General features: G+C 63.4%; 14 protein-coding genes and 1 pseudogene. 6 read left to right on the top strand and 9 right to left on the bottom strand.

Annotated features, from left to right (window positions below):
- Together pcaF and FHW97_RS08210 are read left to right on the top strand one after the other, a co-directional pair.
- On the top strand, positions 1-1,203 hold the full coding sequence (pcaF, locus tag FHW97_RS08215) for a 3-oxoadipyl-CoA thiolase (RefSeq protein WP_171798656.1): 1,203 nt from the start codon (positions 1-3) through the stop codon (positions 1,201-1,203).
- Between the two features lie 417 nt (positions 1,204-1,620).
- A complete protein-coding gene (locus tag FHW97_RS08210) occupies positions 1,621-1,884 on the top strand; it encodes a hypothetical protein (protein WP_022676231.1) in 264 nt (87 codons plus the stop codon).
- A 183-nt stretch (positions 1,885-2,067) separates the two neighbouring features.
- Here the strand turns inward: FHW97_RS08210 and FHW97_RS08205 are convergent, their stop codons facing one another.
- From FHW97_RS08205 to FHW97_RS22210, 7 genes and pseudogenes are all read right to left on the bottom strand, one after another.
- On the bottom strand, positions 2,068-2,544 hold the full coding sequence (locus FHW97_RS08205; protein ID WP_171798655.1) for a MarR family winged helix-turn-helix transcriptional regulator: 477 nt from the start codon (positions 2,542-2,544) through the stop codon (positions 2,068-2,070).
- 150 nt (positions 2,545-2,694) lie between these two features.
- On the bottom strand, positions 2,695-4,020 hold the full coding sequence (locus FHW97_RS08200) for an MFS transporter (RefSeq protein ID WP_171798654.1): 1,326 nt from the start codon (positions 4,018-4,020) through the stop codon (positions 2,695-2,697).
- The gene (locus tag FHW97_RS08195) at positions 4,020-5,723 is read right to left on the bottom strand and encodes a thiamine pyrophosphate-requiring protein (RefSeq protein ID WP_171798653.1); all 1,704 of its coding nucleotides are present in this window, start codon (positions 5,721-5,723) and stop codon (positions 4,020-4,022) included. The genes FHW97_RS08200 and FHW97_RS08195 overlap by 1 nt, the downstream gene beginning before the upstream one ends.
- Positions 5,723-6,625: a ketopantoate reductase family protein gene (locus tag FHW97_RS08190; RefSeq protein ID WP_255476481.1), complete on the bottom strand. Its 903-nt coding sequence runs from the start codon at positions 6,623-6,625 to the stop codon at positions 5,723-5,725. Before FHW97_RS08190 ends, FHW97_RS08195 begins: the two co-directional genes overlap by 1 nt.
- Positions 6,626-6,659: 34 nt before the next feature.
- On the bottom strand, positions 6,660-7,577 hold the full coding sequence (locus FHW97_RS08185) for a hypothetical protein (protein ID WP_171798651.1): 918 nt from the start codon (positions 7,575-7,577) through the stop codon (positions 6,660-6,662).
- Positions 7,578-7,634: 57 nt separating this feature from the next.
- Complete coding sequence (locus tag FHW97_RS08180) at positions 7,635-8,543, bottom strand: TonB-dependent receptor domain-containing protein (RefSeq protein ID WP_253941686.1); 909 nt, start codon at positions 8,541-8,543, stop codon at positions 7,635-7,637.
- Positions 8,544-9,975: 1,432 nt separating this feature from the next.
- Positions 9,976-10,434: pseudogene (locus tag FHW97_RS22210) on the bottom strand (TonB-dependent receptor plug domain-containing protein); the annotation flags it as partial.
- A gap of 170 nt (positions 10,435-10,604) precedes the next feature.
- On the opposite strand from FHW97_RS22210, the gene FHW97_RS08170 reads away from it, so the two are divergent.
- From FHW97_RS08170 to FHW97_RS08160, 3 genes are all read left to right on the top strand, one after another.
- On the top strand, positions 10,605-12,005 hold the full coding sequence (locus tag FHW97_RS08170; protein WP_171798649.1) for an aldehyde dehydrogenase: 1,401 nt from the start codon (positions 10,605-10,607) through the stop codon (positions 12,003-12,005).
- A gap of 185 nt (positions 12,006-12,190) precedes the next feature.
- Positions 12,191-13,111 (top strand): LysR family transcriptional regulator, encoded by a 921-nt coding sequence (locus tag FHW97_RS08165; RefSeq protein ID WP_171798648.1) that lies wholly within the window; start codon positions 12,191-12,193, stop codon positions 13,109-13,111.
- 140 nt (positions 13,112-13,251) lie between these two features.
- Entirely contained in the window at positions 13,252-14,442 is a 1,191-nt protein-coding gene (locus tag FHW97_RS08160) for an acyl-CoA dehydrogenase family protein (protein WP_253941685.1), read from the top strand.
- 163 nt (positions 14,443-14,605) lie between these two features.
- Here the strand turns inward: FHW97_RS08160 and FHW97_RS22370 are convergent, their stop codons facing one another.
- On the bottom strand, positions 14,606-14,704 hold the full coding sequence (locus tag FHW97_RS22370; protein WP_107717648.1) for a transposase: 99 nt from the start codon (positions 14,702-14,704) through the stop codon (positions 14,606-14,608).
- A gap of 98 nt (positions 14,705-14,802) precedes the next feature.
- Between FHW97_RS22370 and FHW97_RS22365 the strand changes: the two genes are divergently transcribed.
- Positions 14,803-14,964, top strand: coding sequence for an integrase core domain-containing protein (locus tag FHW97_RS22365; protein ID WP_082209106.1), 162 nt, complete (start codon positions 14,803-14,805; stop codon positions 14,962-14,964).
- Positions 14,965-15,143: 179 nt separating this feature from the next.
- On the opposite strand, the gene FHW97_RS08145 is transcribed toward FHW97_RS22365, so the two are convergent.
- The gene (locus FHW97_RS08145) at positions 15,144-15,491 is read right to left on the bottom strand and encodes a hypothetical protein (RefSeq protein WP_171798647.1); all 348 of its coding nucleotides are present in this window, start codon (positions 15,489-15,491) and stop codon (positions 15,144-15,146) included.
- Between the last annotated feature and the right edge of the window lie 163 nt (positions 15,492-15,654).

Raw genomic sequence — 15,654 nt, 5'->3', positions numbered from 1 at the left:
ATGCCCGATGCTTTCATCTGCGACGCCATCCGTACCCCGATCGGCAAGCTCAACGGATCGCTCGCCACCATCCGCGCCGACGACCTGGCGGCTTTGCCGCTCAAGGCGCTGATGGCGCGCAACCCGGGGGCAGACTGGGCGGCACTGGACGATGTGCTGCTTGGCTGTGCCAACCAGGCGGGCGAGGACAATCGCAACGTGGCCCGCATGGCCGTGCTGCTGGCGGGCATGCCCGAAACGGTGCCGGGGGTTACCGTCAACCGGCTGTGCAGTTCCGGTCTCAACGCGCTGGGCATGGCAGCCCAGGCGATCCGTGCAGGGGACGCGGATTTCCTTATCGCGGGTGGCGTCGAGAGTATGACGCGCTCGCCCTACGTCATGGGCAAGGCGCATAGCGCATTCGCGCGCGACCAGAAGATCGAGGACACCACGCTGGGCTGGCGCTTCATCAACCCCGCGATGAAGGCGGCCTATGGCGTGGATACCATGCCGCAGACGGCCGAGAACGTCGCCGAGCAATGGCATATCAGCCGCGAGGACCAGGACCGCTTTGCCCTGGCCAGCCAGGAAAAGGCACATCGCGCCACGGTCAGCGGGCGCTTTGCCGCCGAAATCGTGCCCGTGGCGATCCCGCAGCGCAAAGGCGAGCCGATCCTGTTCGATGCAGACGAGCATCCGCGCGCCACGACGCTGGAAGCGCTCGCCGCTCTCAAGCCCGTTGTGAAGCCTGGCGGGACGGTGACGGCGGGCAATGCATCGGGCCTCAACGATGGCGCCGCAGCCATGCTCGTTGCGACAGAGGCAGCGGCTGCGGCGCATGGCCTGACACCGCGCGCCCGCGTCATCGGCATGGCCGCCGCCGGCATCGCGCCGCGCATCATGGGCGTCGGCCCGATCGAGGCGGCGCGCAAGGTGCTGGCCCGCCACGCGCTGCGGATCGACCAACTCGACGTGATCGAACTGAACGAAGCCTTTGCCAGCCAGGCGATCGCTACCTTGCGCGATCTTGGCATCGATCCGCTCGATCCACGCGTCAATCCCAACGGCGGGGCGATCGCGCTGGGTCACCCACTGGGCATGTCTGGTGCACGGATCGCGATGACCGCAGTGGAGGAACTGCACCGCAAGCAGGGCCGCTATGCCCTAGCGTTCCTGTGCATCGGCGTGGGGCAGGGGCTGGCGGTTCTGCTAGAGCGTGTCTGAGCGGAATACCGGCAAGCGCTGAAAAGTGCTAATATGAAAAGAAAATCCACCCGCTTGATAAGCCGGTATATCCGCTTCTTGCCGATGCTCACGCATCGCTTCACCTCGGCGATCCGCAGAAGCCGGACATATTCCTCCGACGATCGCGTCATTTTGAACTCTTGCGATCGCGGCTTCGCGGGCGCGGACGAAGCCGCGATCGCTGTCCAGAAAGGCGGATATGGGTCTGTGGCGAGAACGGTCTGCGGTCGATCCTGCCCGGATCGAGCAGGGCCTTGTTACGGTCCTGGCCCATCACAAGGCTACCGAGGCAAGCTTCGCCAAAGGCTGGCCAGGCTTCTTCCCCGCCTTCTGCGAGCCGGGTCAGAAGCCAGACCACGTAAGGTCAGGACCTGGGGCAGGGGCTTCTGGAGCGCCATGAAGCTGGCGCCGGATTACTGGTCGGTGATCGCCGAGGACGAACGAACCGCCACGCTCGTTGCCCTGTTCACCGGCTTCATGGACATCGGCGAGCCGTGCGATGAACGCGACGACGCCAACACAATCCGCGATGAGCACGCAGCCCTCATACCCTGCGCCCTAGTTGGAATGCGCAAGCTCGCGCTCATGCGCGAGGACAAGAAACCCGCTCTCCGCGCCATGCAGACTGGCAAGACAGGTCGAAACGCGGCTGGGGCATGAAGTACAAGCGCTGCTGTGCGGCAGCCCGACGCCGCGTCAACGCCGCCTTCCGTTGGCGCTTACTATGAAACACCAGAAACATGCACTGCCCCGCCAAGTGAGAGCAAGCATTGCCAGGGCCGTTTGGCCCAATGTGGTGGTGCATAGCGTGCAACTCCGATCGACCCACGCAGCGCGATCTGGTCAGAGCCGGGCTGACAGTTCCTTGAGAAGCGCCAGGAACAGATCGCGATGCTCTGGCCCGATGATGCTGTCGATCCTGGCGTTGTGGGCCGCTGCCTTGAGTTCCAGCTCGGCGAGTTGGGCCTCGCCAGCCGCGCTCAGTTTGAGGCGGAAATTGCGGCGGTCGATCTCGTCGCGCTCGCGCTCGACCAGCCCTGCCTTGCCGAGTTCACGCAAGGACGCGGTCAGGGTGGATTTGTCGCGCCCGCTGGCCGCGCTCAGTTCGGTCTGGTTGATGCCGGGGTTGTCGTAAATGATCCGCAGCAGGGCATACCAGCCCGGCCAGATGCGGATTTCGCCAATGCTGCGGGAATAGGCGGCAAACGATGCCTCCTGCGCGCGGCGCAGATGATAGGCGATGACCTCGTCGAGCCCGCGCGTCCATTGCCTGTCTTCGGTAGCTACGGCCGCTTCACCGCGCCGCTTCTTACCGGCCATGGACCACCGCTGGCGTGACCCGCACAACGAGCGCCGAATCAACATGACAGCTACTACATCGCGGCATCAATGGTCCCAAATCCGGCAGACGGTCCGGATCGGTCGCACGGCTGGCACGGCGGAGTCAAGCTTGGCGGAAATGCCGAGCAATCACCGGGATGGCACATGGCGCACGATCAGGGCAATCGCTGCCAACACCACCACCATCACCCCTGCGATCGCCCAGTGAAAGCCGGCCATGCCGAGCGCGCCAACCACCATTGCCCCCAGCAACGCGCTGGAAATCGCGCCAAGCCGGCCAATCCCGGTTGCCATGCCCACGCCACGCGCGCGGGTTGGCGCCGGATAGATGTTCGACGCCAAGGCATAGAGGCTGGTCTGGACCCCGTTCACGCAGCCGCCTTCGATCGCGATGAGCGCGAATGTCGCGGCAAGCGGCAGGCGTATATTGGCCAGCAAGGCCAGGGCCGCAGCCGCGCCAACCGCCACCAGCGCCATCGCCGCCATCACCCAGCGCGAGCCGAAGAGGGCAATCAACGCGCCCCCCAGCAGGGCTGTGACAACCCCGCCCATGTTGAACGCCGCCAGACCTTCAGCGGCCTGCGCCACACTCAGACCGCTCTCTGCCAGCAGCGTGGGCAGCCAGTTGAACGCGGCATAGACGGACACCAGGGAAAAGAAGAACGCCGCCCACAACAGCATGCTGTCGGCGCGCAACGCCGGGGCCCAGACGGCCGACAGCGGCGCGGCAGCACCCTGCGATCGGGCTGCGGCCCGTTCGGGCAAAACCGCATCGCCCAGGCCCATCCGGCGCAGGCTGCGCAAGACAACCGCGGGGCTCGCGCCGTTCGAGAGCAGGAACGTCACGGATTCCGGCACCGCCAGCATTAGCAGAAGTGCCAGCGCCAAGGTGCAGGCGCCGGCCAGCACAAACAGTGCCTGCCAGCCCATCACGGGCAGGATCGCTGATGCCGCCATGCCGCCAACCACGCCGCCCAGCGGCACGCAGACGATCGAGAGGATGACCGCCAGGCTGCGGTGGCGTGCCGGCGTAAATTCTGCGGCCAGCGCGGCAACAGTGGGGAAAGCCGCCCCCAGCCCGAGGCCGGCGGCAAACCGCAAGCTAGCCAGTTGCAGCGGCGTGTGGACAAAGCCGATCAGCAAGGTGCCCGCACCAAACAAGGTCGTGCTGGCCACCAGGGCAGCCTTGCGACCGAACCTGTCGCCCACAACGCCGCCGCTGATCGCCCCGATCAACATGCCAACCTGCGCAGCCGCCAGCGCGCTGCCCAGCGCCGCCTTGGGCAGGCGCCAATCCCTCATCAGGCTGGGCAAGGCAAAGCCCAAGGACTGGTTGTCAAACCCATCCAGCAGGATGGTGAGCGACACCAGCGCCAACAGCAGCTTTTGCCGCCAGGCCCAGGGTCGGTCATCAATTACCCCCGCAACGGACGAAGGCGCCTCTCCCAACGCCATCAGCCCAGCCTCGCCTCGACGACCACCGCGCGGCGCTCGTTCTTCAACACCGCGAAAGCGTCGCCCAGCACGGTGGCAAGGTCGCTCTCGCGGTCCACGACGAAACTGGCCGCACCGCCCGATGCCGCTGCAATCGCGCCGTAATCAGGCGCTGGCGTAAAACTCAAATCAAGGTCGGCGGCCTTGCTGGCATGCCCATCGGGATGAACCGCAAGCGCTGAATGGCGCGGCGCATTCCAGCCGTCATTGTTCAGCACCACTTGCAGGAAAGGCGTGGCATAGCGGCGCGCAATCCAGTGCACGCTGGACGGCACGGTAAACATATAACAGCCATCACCCGACACGGTGATCACCGTCGCTTCGGGATTGGCCAGCTTTGCCCCGATTGCCGCGCCGCCGTTCCAGCCCAGCGATCCGCCGCCGCTGGCAAACATGCTGCCAGCACGCACGGGGGCCAGATGATCGAACACCGGCTGATAATTGGTGATGCCTTCGTTCATCACGATGGTCTGGCCATCGAACTGCTCGCGCAGGGCCGCCATCAGGCGGGCGATCGTAAGCCCCTCGCCCGCGAACACTTCCTGCGCGACGCGGGCGCGACGCGCAGCACTGCGCGCGGCATAGTGCCCGGTCTTTTCGGCCAAGGCAGCGGCATCCGTGTCCAGTGCCGCTGCTGCATCGCCGATGGCCTGCAAGGCTTGCGCGGCATCAGCGCGGAAACTGCGGTGCGGCTCGATATACCATAGCGGCATCTGCTCCTTCAGCGGGTCGATGTCGATGTGATAGATTTCGGCCGCTTCGGACGGGGTGTTCTTGATCGGAATCCACGGCACGTCGCAGTCTACCACCAGCACCAGATCGGCAGCGGCAAGATCGGGGTTCTGCTCGGGATTGTTCCAGTAGTTGCCAAGATAGAACGGGTTGTTGTGCGGCAGGTTGACGTAGCTGGGCACCGATTCCACCACGCCCGCACCCACCTGGGCACACAACGCCGCCAACACGTCAACCGCTGCCGGATTACGGCCGAGATAGGACGTGACGATCAACGGGCGCTTCGCCTTGACCAGCCGCTCGGCCAGAAAGCGCGCATCCTGCGCTGCCAGCGCGCAGGGCGTCACCGGCTGCCAGCGTGCCATGTCCACGCTTACCGGCTCGCACGGCGCCTCCAGCACTTCGCGTGGGGCCATCAGATAGACGGGGCCCTTGGGGTCAGACCTGGCAAATTGCATCGCGCGATGAACCAGTTGCTTGACGTTTGCGCCGGTGCGGATTTCGTTGTCATAGCGCATGTAGCCGCGCACCAGCCCGCGCTGGTCGTGGACATCCTGAATCCACTGGATGAACTCGTTGCGGCTGCCGAGCATTTCCCCGTCCTGGGTAAAGGGCGAAGAACCGGCGAAGATCAGCACCGGAATGCGCGCCTTGGCGGCATTGTGCACCGCGCCAGCCAGGGCCTGCGTCCCGCATTCGACGTGGATGATGACGGCCTGCGGCTGACCACTAATCTGGGTATGGCCATGGGCAATGGTCAAGGCCACCATCTCGTTCGGGCAGGTCACGATGGTCGGAACGGCCCGCCCGTTTGCGCGCGCTTCGGCGATCGCCTCTACCAGCCCCGGATGATCACTACCCAGATTGACGAACGCGTGCGTGATGCCTTGCTCGACAAGGGCTTCCAGAAAGGCAGTGGCGGTGGTGTACATCACGAACTCCGAACGATGTGGTCGATGCTGCGCAACAGCGCGGTGCAATGGGCAAGTGCGTGCGTCGTCATGCCGTGGCGGTGGGCTGCGGCCAGCAAACCACCCTGAATGGCATCGACTTCGGTGGGGCGGCCGGCCTCCACATCCTGCAGCATGGACGGCTTGTGGGCGCGGTGATGGGTCATGGCAAAGGCAACGGCTTGGCGCACTCTCTCACCGTCGACCGCCACGTCGTTGGCCAGCGCGATGGTGATTCCTTCCGCCACCACCTGCAACGCGAGATCACGAGCGGGCGCGAAGTCACCGACCTCGCCCACTGTCATCCGCGTCAGGGCGCAGATACCATTGAGCGCAGCGTTGAAAATCACCTTTTCCCAGATCGCGACCTTGACCGAAGGCTCGGCGCTCGCGCCAAGGTCCGCCTCGGCCAATGCGGCGGCAACCCGGTGAATGGCGGGGGTATCCGCGCCTGTCAGGCTCCAGAACTTGACCATGCCATGGCCCGCCACGTGGATGCGCCCATGGCCGAGCAAATCGGCCGGCCAATTGGTAATACCCACCAGCACTCGATCAGCGCCGACAACGCCTGCAATCGCGACACCGTTGCCCAGGCCGTTCTGCAGCGTGAGCACCATGCCATCGGGGCGCAACGCGCCAGCGTTCTGTACCATGGCAGCGGCGGTATGCTGGGCCTTGGTGAACAGGATCAGCAGATCAGTCTCACCCTGCGCCACGCCGGGCAACGCCGCCGCGCAACAGGCGGGGATGTCGTTTTCCCAGACGCCATTGGCGGCAATGGCCGCGACCCGCGCGGGGTCTGTATCGACGAACACCACCTGATGGCCGGCCCGGGCCAAGCGCCCGCCAAACAGGGTGCCCATGGCGCCTGCCCCCACAACCATGATCTTCATGCCGGCGTCTTTCGGATAAGGGCCATCACCACCCGCTGCCCCACTGATAGGGCATGTCCTGGCGGATCACGTTGATCTCTTGGATCTTGCCGTCGGCGATCTTGAAAACCTCCTGGATCAGCGTGTCGTGCGGGCGGCTGAACAGCGGCACAACGGACTGCGGGCCGCCGGGAACGGCCCCGGTGATCGCGGCGCTGGCCTTGGGCTTTGACACCTCGATCACCATGGCGCCGACCACGATGCCGCGTTCCACATCGACGATGGGGAAGCGGCGCTCCTTGATCTTGTCCATGTAGGTGTAGTCGCTCATTACGTTGCAGGCCCAGGTGTTGCCCAGCGGGTTGAGCGAGGTCTGGTTGCCGTTTTCATAGCGCCGGCACCCCAGGGCAGACTGCACCCCAGCCCCATCGTGGCGCTGCAAACCCTCGAAATAGCTGTCGGCAATGGCGATCAGTTGCGCGCGGGTGGAACGGCTCTGCTCCGGCAGAATCTGCTCGAAATAGGGGTTGGGCGCGGCAAGGCCCGGCACACCGCCAGCAGGCCGGTCGCCGATCACCTGCTCGATCTCGGTGATCTGGCGATTCTTCACCGCCAGCCGTAGCCAATAGGCGCCGCGGCCACCCGCCTCGGTCGCAACGCCCAGCATGGCGACCTGCCCGGTGGAAGGATCGGCCAGGATCTGGCGATAGGTGATGCCGTCCACCAGCTTCCAGAAATAGTCCGATTGGGCGGGCGATACCCGGCCGTTGACGGTTTCCCTGGTGCCGGCCGCGATGGGCTGGCCAGCGCGATCGTGCGTTGGAATGGCGTCGATATAGCTTTCCATCATCGCGGTCAGGCAGGCCCGGTCACACGATGCGGCAGGCTCGGCTTGCAGGGGGGCCATTGTGGCCAGCGCCATCGCGCCGGCCAGCGCGAGACTGGCGATTGAAATCTTGGTCATGGTCGAAGCTCCCCATGCGAAAAAGGCTGGCGCCACAAAGGGCGCCAGCCAACAGGGTCAAAACTTGAAGCGAATGCCGGCGGTCATATAGAGCCCGATGACATCATAGAACTGCGACAGGGTGGAAGACGGGGCAATGCCAAAGGTGGTGGCACCCAGCGGCGGGGCCTTGTCAAACAGGTTGTTGGCCGAGGCAAACACATCGACCCCCTCCAGCTTGCCGCCCAGGTGATAGGTGACATTGAGGTCGGTATACCACACCGCGCCGATATGGTTGTTGGCCACGAACGAGGGCGTATAGGTGCTGTCGATCGCGCGGCTGCCGATCAGCCGTTCTTGCACCAGCACATTCAGCCGGCCAAGGTCGATATCGGCGCTGGCCGTGCCCTGAAAGGGCGTTTGGCTGGCGCGATCGATCGGCGCGGAACCCGGCGTCGTGGTTTGCAGCTTGGTGACGTAGGACGCCAGCGCCCGCAGCGAAACCCGGCTCGGCTGGCCGAACACCGTGCCGATGCCAAAGCCATAGTTCATTTCGACATCGAAGCCGCGCGTCTTCAACGTGGCAAGGTTGAGATTGGGCGTGGAGATCACCGAGATGGCGCCGCCATTGCGTGTGATCAGCGCACACAGGGCCGCATTGCCCGCGGCGCACTCATCCACCGTCTGCTGGTTACTGAGGCGGGTGATCGCGCCATTGATGCTGATGTCGTAATAATCGACCGATGCGCTGAAACCGCGCCAGAAGCTGGGGGTGAGCACCGCACCGATCGTGATGGTGTTCGATTTTTCCGGCTTCAGGTTGGGGTTCCCGGGCAACTGGATCGTCGCCGTCGCCGAGGCATTGGCATTCTGGCGATCGATTACCGTGGCAATCGTCTGCGCCTGAGACAGGTAAAGTTCGCCGAGGTTGGGCGCGCGAATATCGTGCGAGACCGTGGCACGCAGGCGCAGATCGCTTGACGGCATAGACCAGGCCCGCCTTGTAGGTCCACACCGTGCCGGCGTTGGAATAGTGCGTGACGCGGGCAGCGCCGTTCAGTTCCAGTGACTTGGCAAAGGGCTTGTCGGCCAGGAGCGGAATCTGTGCTTCGGCAAAGGCTTCGTCCACCAGATAGCTGGCATTGACCGGCGAGGAGTTACCCAGGAAATAGCCGCCCTGGGTGCCCAGCAGGCTGCCGGGAAACCCTTGCGCGCCATTGCCGGTCTGGGTGATGGTGGCCAGCGAGGGCACCACTTGCTTCAGGCCTTCGCGGCGGTGTTCGGCGCCCACGGCCACCTGCACCTTGCCGGCGGGCAGTTCCAGCGGCGACCCACGCAGCGTGGCCGCCAGTACATCCTGCGTGACAGTCTGGTTGGCATAGGCATTGCCGGCAATATACTGGCGCGCCGCGGCCGACGGGGTGCCGGCGCCAAACAGGTTGATGGGCACGCAGCCATTGCCAGGATTGCTGAGCGTCGAGCGGCAGACGATCTGGTTGGTGGCCGGGTTCACCACCGCATCAACCGCGTTGTAGAGATTGGCTGTGATGATGCCGTTGGCGGCGGTAAAGTTGCCCTGCGTGCGGCCATGCTGGAAATAGGCGTCCCAGTTCCAGTTGGCACCGATGCGGCCCCGCGCGCCAATGACGCCGCGCACCACCTCGGTTTCGACCTGCTTTTGGTAGACCCCAAGGTCAATGTTGTAGCGGCCCATCTTGAAGCTGCTGCCAGGCGCCATTTGCGAGGCGATGCTGGCCGGCAGATAGGCATTGTCGGCAAAGATCGTGTAAGCCGTGCCGTTCACGCCATAGCTGTTGGCACCGGCATTGTTGGTGATGTAGGTATGGGCATAGTTGCCCTCGGCGAACACCTCGATGCTGTCCTTGTCGCCATAGGCAACGTGGACAAAGCCCACCTTGGCATCCAGCGGCGTTTCCAGCGTGCCGGTTCCAACCGGACTGGCGCCATCCCCGCCCGACATCGAACCCGACGTGCGGTTGGTGCCAAAGGTGAATGGCGCGGTTGCCCCGTTCGGCAGGAACTGCGTTCCCGCCAGCGGGCCCGACACGATCAGACCGCCTGTGGTGGCATAGGGAAACACCACGTTGTTGGCCACGATCAGCGTGGGGTTGGTGGGCGATGCCGGATTGGCTGGCGACACATTGGGGTTGTTGACCAGGAAGCTGCCAAGACGCTGCCACGCGCGGTTCTTGCCGCCGATGTTGTAGCCTTGGGCGCCAGTGTCCTTGGTGTAATCAAAGCTTGCAACGACGCGCAGCTTGCCATCCAGGAACGACGTGCCGCCGGCCAGCGAGAGACGGGTGGTCTTGCTGTCGCCGTAACGGCTGATGCCTTGCGAGGCGAGGCCCTTGAGCCCGGTAAAGCGATCGTCGAGGATGAAGTTGGTAACGCCCGCGATGGCGTCAGAACCATAGGCCGCCGACGCCCCACCGGTCACGACTTCCACGCGCTTCATCAGCAACTGCGGGAACAGGTTGATGTCGACCGCGCCGGCATCTTGCGTCGACACGAAGCGGCGGCCATCGAGCAGCACGAGATTGCGGTTGGTGCCCAGGCCGCGCAGGTTGAGGTAGCTGTGCCCGGCGTTGGCTGCCGCACCACCCGCCGTCCGCGAGTTGGACCCGTTGAAGCTGGGCAGTGACAGCACGCCTTCGGCCAGGCCACGCGGCGAGGAATCCTGCAGGCGGTCGGCCGACATCACGGTAACAGGGGTTGGCTGGGCATTGCCATTGCTGGCAACGCGCGACCCGGTCACGACAATCTCCTGCGCCACGGCCGCATCCTTGGCCGCCTGATCCGGCGCCTGGTCTGCCGCTTGTGCCTGCGCCGACGCGGCCCACAGTCCCGCTACGATCATCGCGGTCACGCTCGCCGATATCCGTGCATCCATCCCTGCAAGTCTCATTTTTGCTCTCCTCCAGGCCGTCGATTCGTTCACGGCCTTGGCGCGCTGATACAGCATTTTAGTTTGACGACAAACTAATTATGCCCCAAGCTGTCAGCCGGAAAGTTTGAGGAGAAGATCTGGTGACCTTTACCCGTTTGAACCCGATCACCGGCGAAGTGGCATCAACGGCGCGCGCGATGACAGCAGCCGACGTGCCCGCAATTGCTGCGGCCGCAGCGGCCGCACAGCCCGCGTGGGCCGCGATGGGCCCCAATGCGCGGCGCACGGTTTTGATGCAGGCAGCAGATGCCCTGGTGGCGCGCAAGGATGATTTCATCGCCGCGATGATGGCCGAGATCGGGGCAACCGCTGGCTGGGCGGGCTTCAACCACATGCTGGGTGCCAGCATGATCCGCGAGGCAGCGGCCCTCACTACGCAAATCGCGGGCGAGGTTATTCCCAGCGACAAACCGGGTTGCCTGGCGATGGCGCTCAAGGAGCCGGTCGGGGTCATCCTCGGCATCGCCCCCTGGAATGCCCCGATCATTCTGGGCGTGCGCGCGATTGCCGTGCCGCTGGCCTGCGGCAATGGTGTGATCCTCAAGGCGTCGGAACAATGCCCCCGCACCCACACGCTGATCATCGACAGTTTTGCCGCTGCCGGCCTGCCGGAAGGATTGGTGCAAGTCGTCACCAACCGACCCGAGGATGCTGCCGATGTCGTTGGTGGGCTGATCGACGCGCCACAGGTCAAGCGCATCAACTTCACCGGCAGTACGGCGGTGGGTCGCATCATCGCTAAGCGTGCGGCTGAAAACCTCAAGCCATGCCTGCTCGAACTCGGCGGCAAGGCGCCATTCGTCGTCTGCGCCGATGCCGACCTTGACGAGGCGGTCAAGGCCGCCGCGTTCGGCGCCTATTTCAACCAGGGCCAGATCTGCATGAGCACCGAGCGGATTATCGTAGTCGATGCCGTGGCCGATCAATTCGCCGCAAAATTCGCTACCAAGGTCAAGAGTTTGACCGCTGGCGATCCACGTCGGGGCAAGACTCCATTGGGCGCTGTGGTCGATGCCAAGACGGTCGCCCATTGCCTCTCCCTGGTCGAAGATGCCGTCGCACAAGGCGCGAACCTTCTCGTCAGCGGCGAGACGAGCCAGAACGTCATCATGCCCGCCCATCTGGTGGACAACGTGACCACCGACATGAAGCTGTTCCGCGACGAGAGCTTCGGCCCGGTCGTCGGCATCATCCGCGCCCGCGACGAAGACCACGCGATCGAGCTGGCCAACGACACCGACTACGGCCTTTCCGCAGCGATCTTCACCCGCGACGCGGCCAAGGGCCTGATGCTGGCCAAGCGCATCAAATCAGGCATCTGTCACATCAATGGCCCCACCGTGCACGACGAGGCGCAAATGCCGTTCGGCGGGGTAGGCGACAGCGGCTATGGCCGCTTCGGCGGGCGCCAGGGCATCGACAGCTTCACCGAAACCCGCTGGATCACGGTGGAAACCCTGCCCTGCCATTATCCGATCTGAGCGGAACCAGCGCGCCGATGCAGATAATGCTCGGTATTGGCGGGCCCGGCTCCCGAGCCGGGTAGCCGCGCCGGGCCATATGGCGGCCGTCGTCCCTCCGCTGGGCATCGCCAATCTTTGGGTTGCAAAAGCATGTGGTGTTCCGGCTTAGATGCACGCATCCGCGTAGCTGGGAGAGTGGCGCGATGCGTTTTGACAAACTGGATCTCAATTTGCTGGTCACGCTCGATGCGCTGATCGAATTGAAGAGCGTTTCCAGCACGGCGGAGCACCTGAACCTGACCCAATCGGCGGTCAGTGGCGCGCTCAAGCGGCTACGTGAATATTTCAACGACGAGCTTCTGGCGAGAGACGGCCGCAGCATGGTGCTGACCGGCAAGGCCCAGCAGCTTGCCCCTGCCATTCGCGCGATTCTGCTACAGGTGCGATCCACCATTACCAACCCATCCGAATTCGACCCGGCCACCGCGGTTCGGTGTTTCACGCTGGGGTGCTCGGACTATGTGGCGATGATCGTTGGTCACGACCTTGCGCTGCAGGTTCAAAACGAGGCGCCGGGGATCAGTTTCAAGTTCCTTCCCCCTGATATCAGCGCGCTGGAGATGTTCGAGCGTGGCGACATCGATCTTCTGATCGTTGCCGAAAGTTTCGCCAGGCCGGAACATCCGCGGCGCGTGCTGTTCGAGGATGACGCGCGGGCTGTCTGCTGGGCCGAAAATCCGACGATTGGCGATCACATCACGCTCGACCAGTTCCTCGACATGGGCCATGCCTGTGCCGAATTCAGGGGCGTTTCGCACCCATCCGTGTATGAAAAGCAGTTGACGGAAATGGGCATCCATCGCCGCATCGAGGTGTCGGTCGCCTCGTTCGCCATGGTTCCTTTTGCACTGGTCGGCAGCAGGCACATGGGCGTGATGCACCGCCGCCATGCCGAACGGTTTGCACGCATGTTGCCTTTGAAGGTTCTGCCTTTGCCCCTCGCGCTCAAGCCCGTGGTCGAAATTGCGCAATGGCATCGTCACCGGACATCCGATCCTGGCCTCGAATGGCTGCTGTCGCGGCTCGAAAGGGTGTTGCACACGATGGATGTCCACGCGGCATGAAGGCTGGCGCCATGCCGGCATCTATCATTTTACGTGATGTATCCGTACACGCCTTACGATTTTCCTGAAGTCTGGCTTCCTGACAAAACGCGGCCCGCAACGCGCGATGAAGCGCGGTGCCACCGTTCAGGAGAGCCCCCATGAATCACGCCCTGCTCATGCCGCCACCAGATTCACATGGCGTCGCGACCGATGGCTTTGGCGCACGGATAGAGCAGATACTGCCGCAGATCGCCGCCGGGGCTGCACAAGGCGATGAGCGCAGTTCGCTTCATCCCGACAGCATCGCTGCCTTGACCCAAGCAGGTGTCTTCCGCGCTCTCGTGCCGGCAATGTATGGTGGCGACGAGGTCGATTTCATCGAATTCCTGGCCGGCGTGCGGCGCCTCGCTGCGGTGTGCCCTGCTTCTGGCTGGATCGCTGGTGTGGTTGGCACGCATTCGCACGGGATTTCCTATTACGGCAAACAGGCGCAGGATGACATCTGGGCCGATGGGCCCGACACCCGCATCTGCTCGTCGTTCGCGCCGGTAGTCACCGCGCAGACGACCGAGGGCGGCTATCTGCTTACCGGCGCATGGGACTTTTCCAGCGGTTGCGACCATGCTGCCTGGGCCCAGCTTGGATTTCGCGTTGAGGGCATGCCGGGCGTGTCATACCTTGGCCTGATCCCGCGCAGCGACTTCAATATCGTAGACAACTGGGACACGGTTGGCATGCGTGCCACCGGCAGCAAGCGGGTGGAAGTGCGCAACGTGTTCGTGCCGCAGCATCGCTGCTGGGGTCCGGGCATGTTCGCGCCGCCAGCAGAACCCGGTCTGCACGACCATTGGCTCTTTCGGATGCCATTTCTGGCCACTGCGGCCAACTTCGGCGCCGTACTGCTTGGTGCTGCGGATGGCGCCCTGGCTGCCTACCGCGAAAGTGTGCAGAAACGCATTCGCCCGCATACCGGCAAGCTGCGGATGGACAATCCCCTGTCATTCATCCGGCTTGCCGAAAGCCATATGGAAATCCGCGCTGCCAGTGCGCTGATCACCGCGCACTGGCAAGGCATTGTCGATCACGCCAAGGCGGGAACCCGTCCGGCGATGGACGAGGTCTTGCGCTCGCGTGGCGACGAAGCATTTGCCGGGCGCATGATCATGAATGCGGTTGACCGGCTGCTCGCCGCCGCTGGCGGAAGCGCGACATTCAAGTCGCGACCGTTGCAGCGCTATTGGCGGGACATCCATACTGCCGGCAATCACATGTTTTTCGATCTCGAAAATCGCCTGGTCATCGTCGGGCGCCATCTGGTCGGCCTTGAGCCGGACCCCGACTTACTGTGATTGATGCGTTAAGTCTCACCGCAGCAATCACGCCGGCATCAGCACCACGGCCGATCTTCACAGCACGCCGTCGATCTCCAGTTCGACCGCACTCGCCTTCGAGCGCCGGCGCCGCTGGCGGCGCCATACCGCGCTCATCGAACTGCTTGCGCAGCTCCCGGAGCTAGGTGAACAGTTGCGATGGGCTCAGCGTATGCCGGCGCGCCACCGCGCAAACCGTCTCGTGGCCTGAAAAGCTCTCGACCACGATCGATGCCTTCACTTCCGCCGGTCAATCCCGTCGGCGGCCTACGACAGTGAATACCTTGAAGCGCCGCACCCCCATAGCGCCAGCATCGTCACACGGCATCGTCATAGCACCTGTTCCCGTCGTTGGCCGACGCAGGAAGGATCATCGAGGCATGGCGGACGGACTACAGCGCCGTGCGTCCGCACGGCAGCCCTGGCGGGATGGCACCCGCTGAGTTTGCAAGCCCTCGCCAAGGCCATAAGGGCACCGGATCTAATTTATCGGCGGCCTAAGAACGGGAGGAGGGTCAATAATCTTAATTTCATCCCATAGAATTTATCAGAAGTCCGTTATTCAGTAGGAGAAGTAATAATACTCATATTTGTTATTTAATTTGCATAAAATTCAATAGGTTTTATAATAATGGCAATGCAGTGGTTGTTACCAGAGACTTGAGGTTATTATGGTGCCATTAGGGCGTACTAAGGGGGAATTTACTGGTGTGCGATAAATGCGTCGGAGGAGGGGAAAGGTCGCGATCGTCGATTCCGGCCTGCTGGAGTGCAGTTTTCATATCGGCGTAGCATCGGTCCGCTTCCGCATCGAACATGCCGGGCATGGCAGCCATGGCGCCAAAGACCGCGGTCAGCCCGTCACCACTTAGCCGCGCTATTAGTGGTTCCAGATCGTCCCGCTCCGGCCCTATGAACTGACCAGAGTTCATCTTCTCCATCAGAGCCACCAGGCGAGCATAGTCAGGATTGGAAAAGAGATCTGTGGCGTGCTGCAACTGGGCGTCCGTCAGTTTTCCGGCTTCCATGGTGATGGCGTCTTTCCACAAGACGGAAGGAACACGGGACAGACAGGACAGCATATCATCCGCGACATTGAACCGTCCCGGGTTTCCTGGAGGCTCCTATTTGTGAGATGGAGCTTTGGTGATGAGCAAAACCCGGAACAAATTTTCGCCTGAGGTGCGTGAT

Origin of the sequence: Novosphingobium sp. SG754, assembly GCF_013149315.1 — a bacterium.
GTDB classification, from domain to species: Bacteria; Pseudomonadota; Alphaproteobacteria; order Sphingomonadales; family Sphingomonadaceae; genus Novosphingobium; species Novosphingobium capsulatum.
Note: the sequence above shows the minus strand (reverse complement) of the source record. Positions and strands in the feature narration are given on the sequence as shown.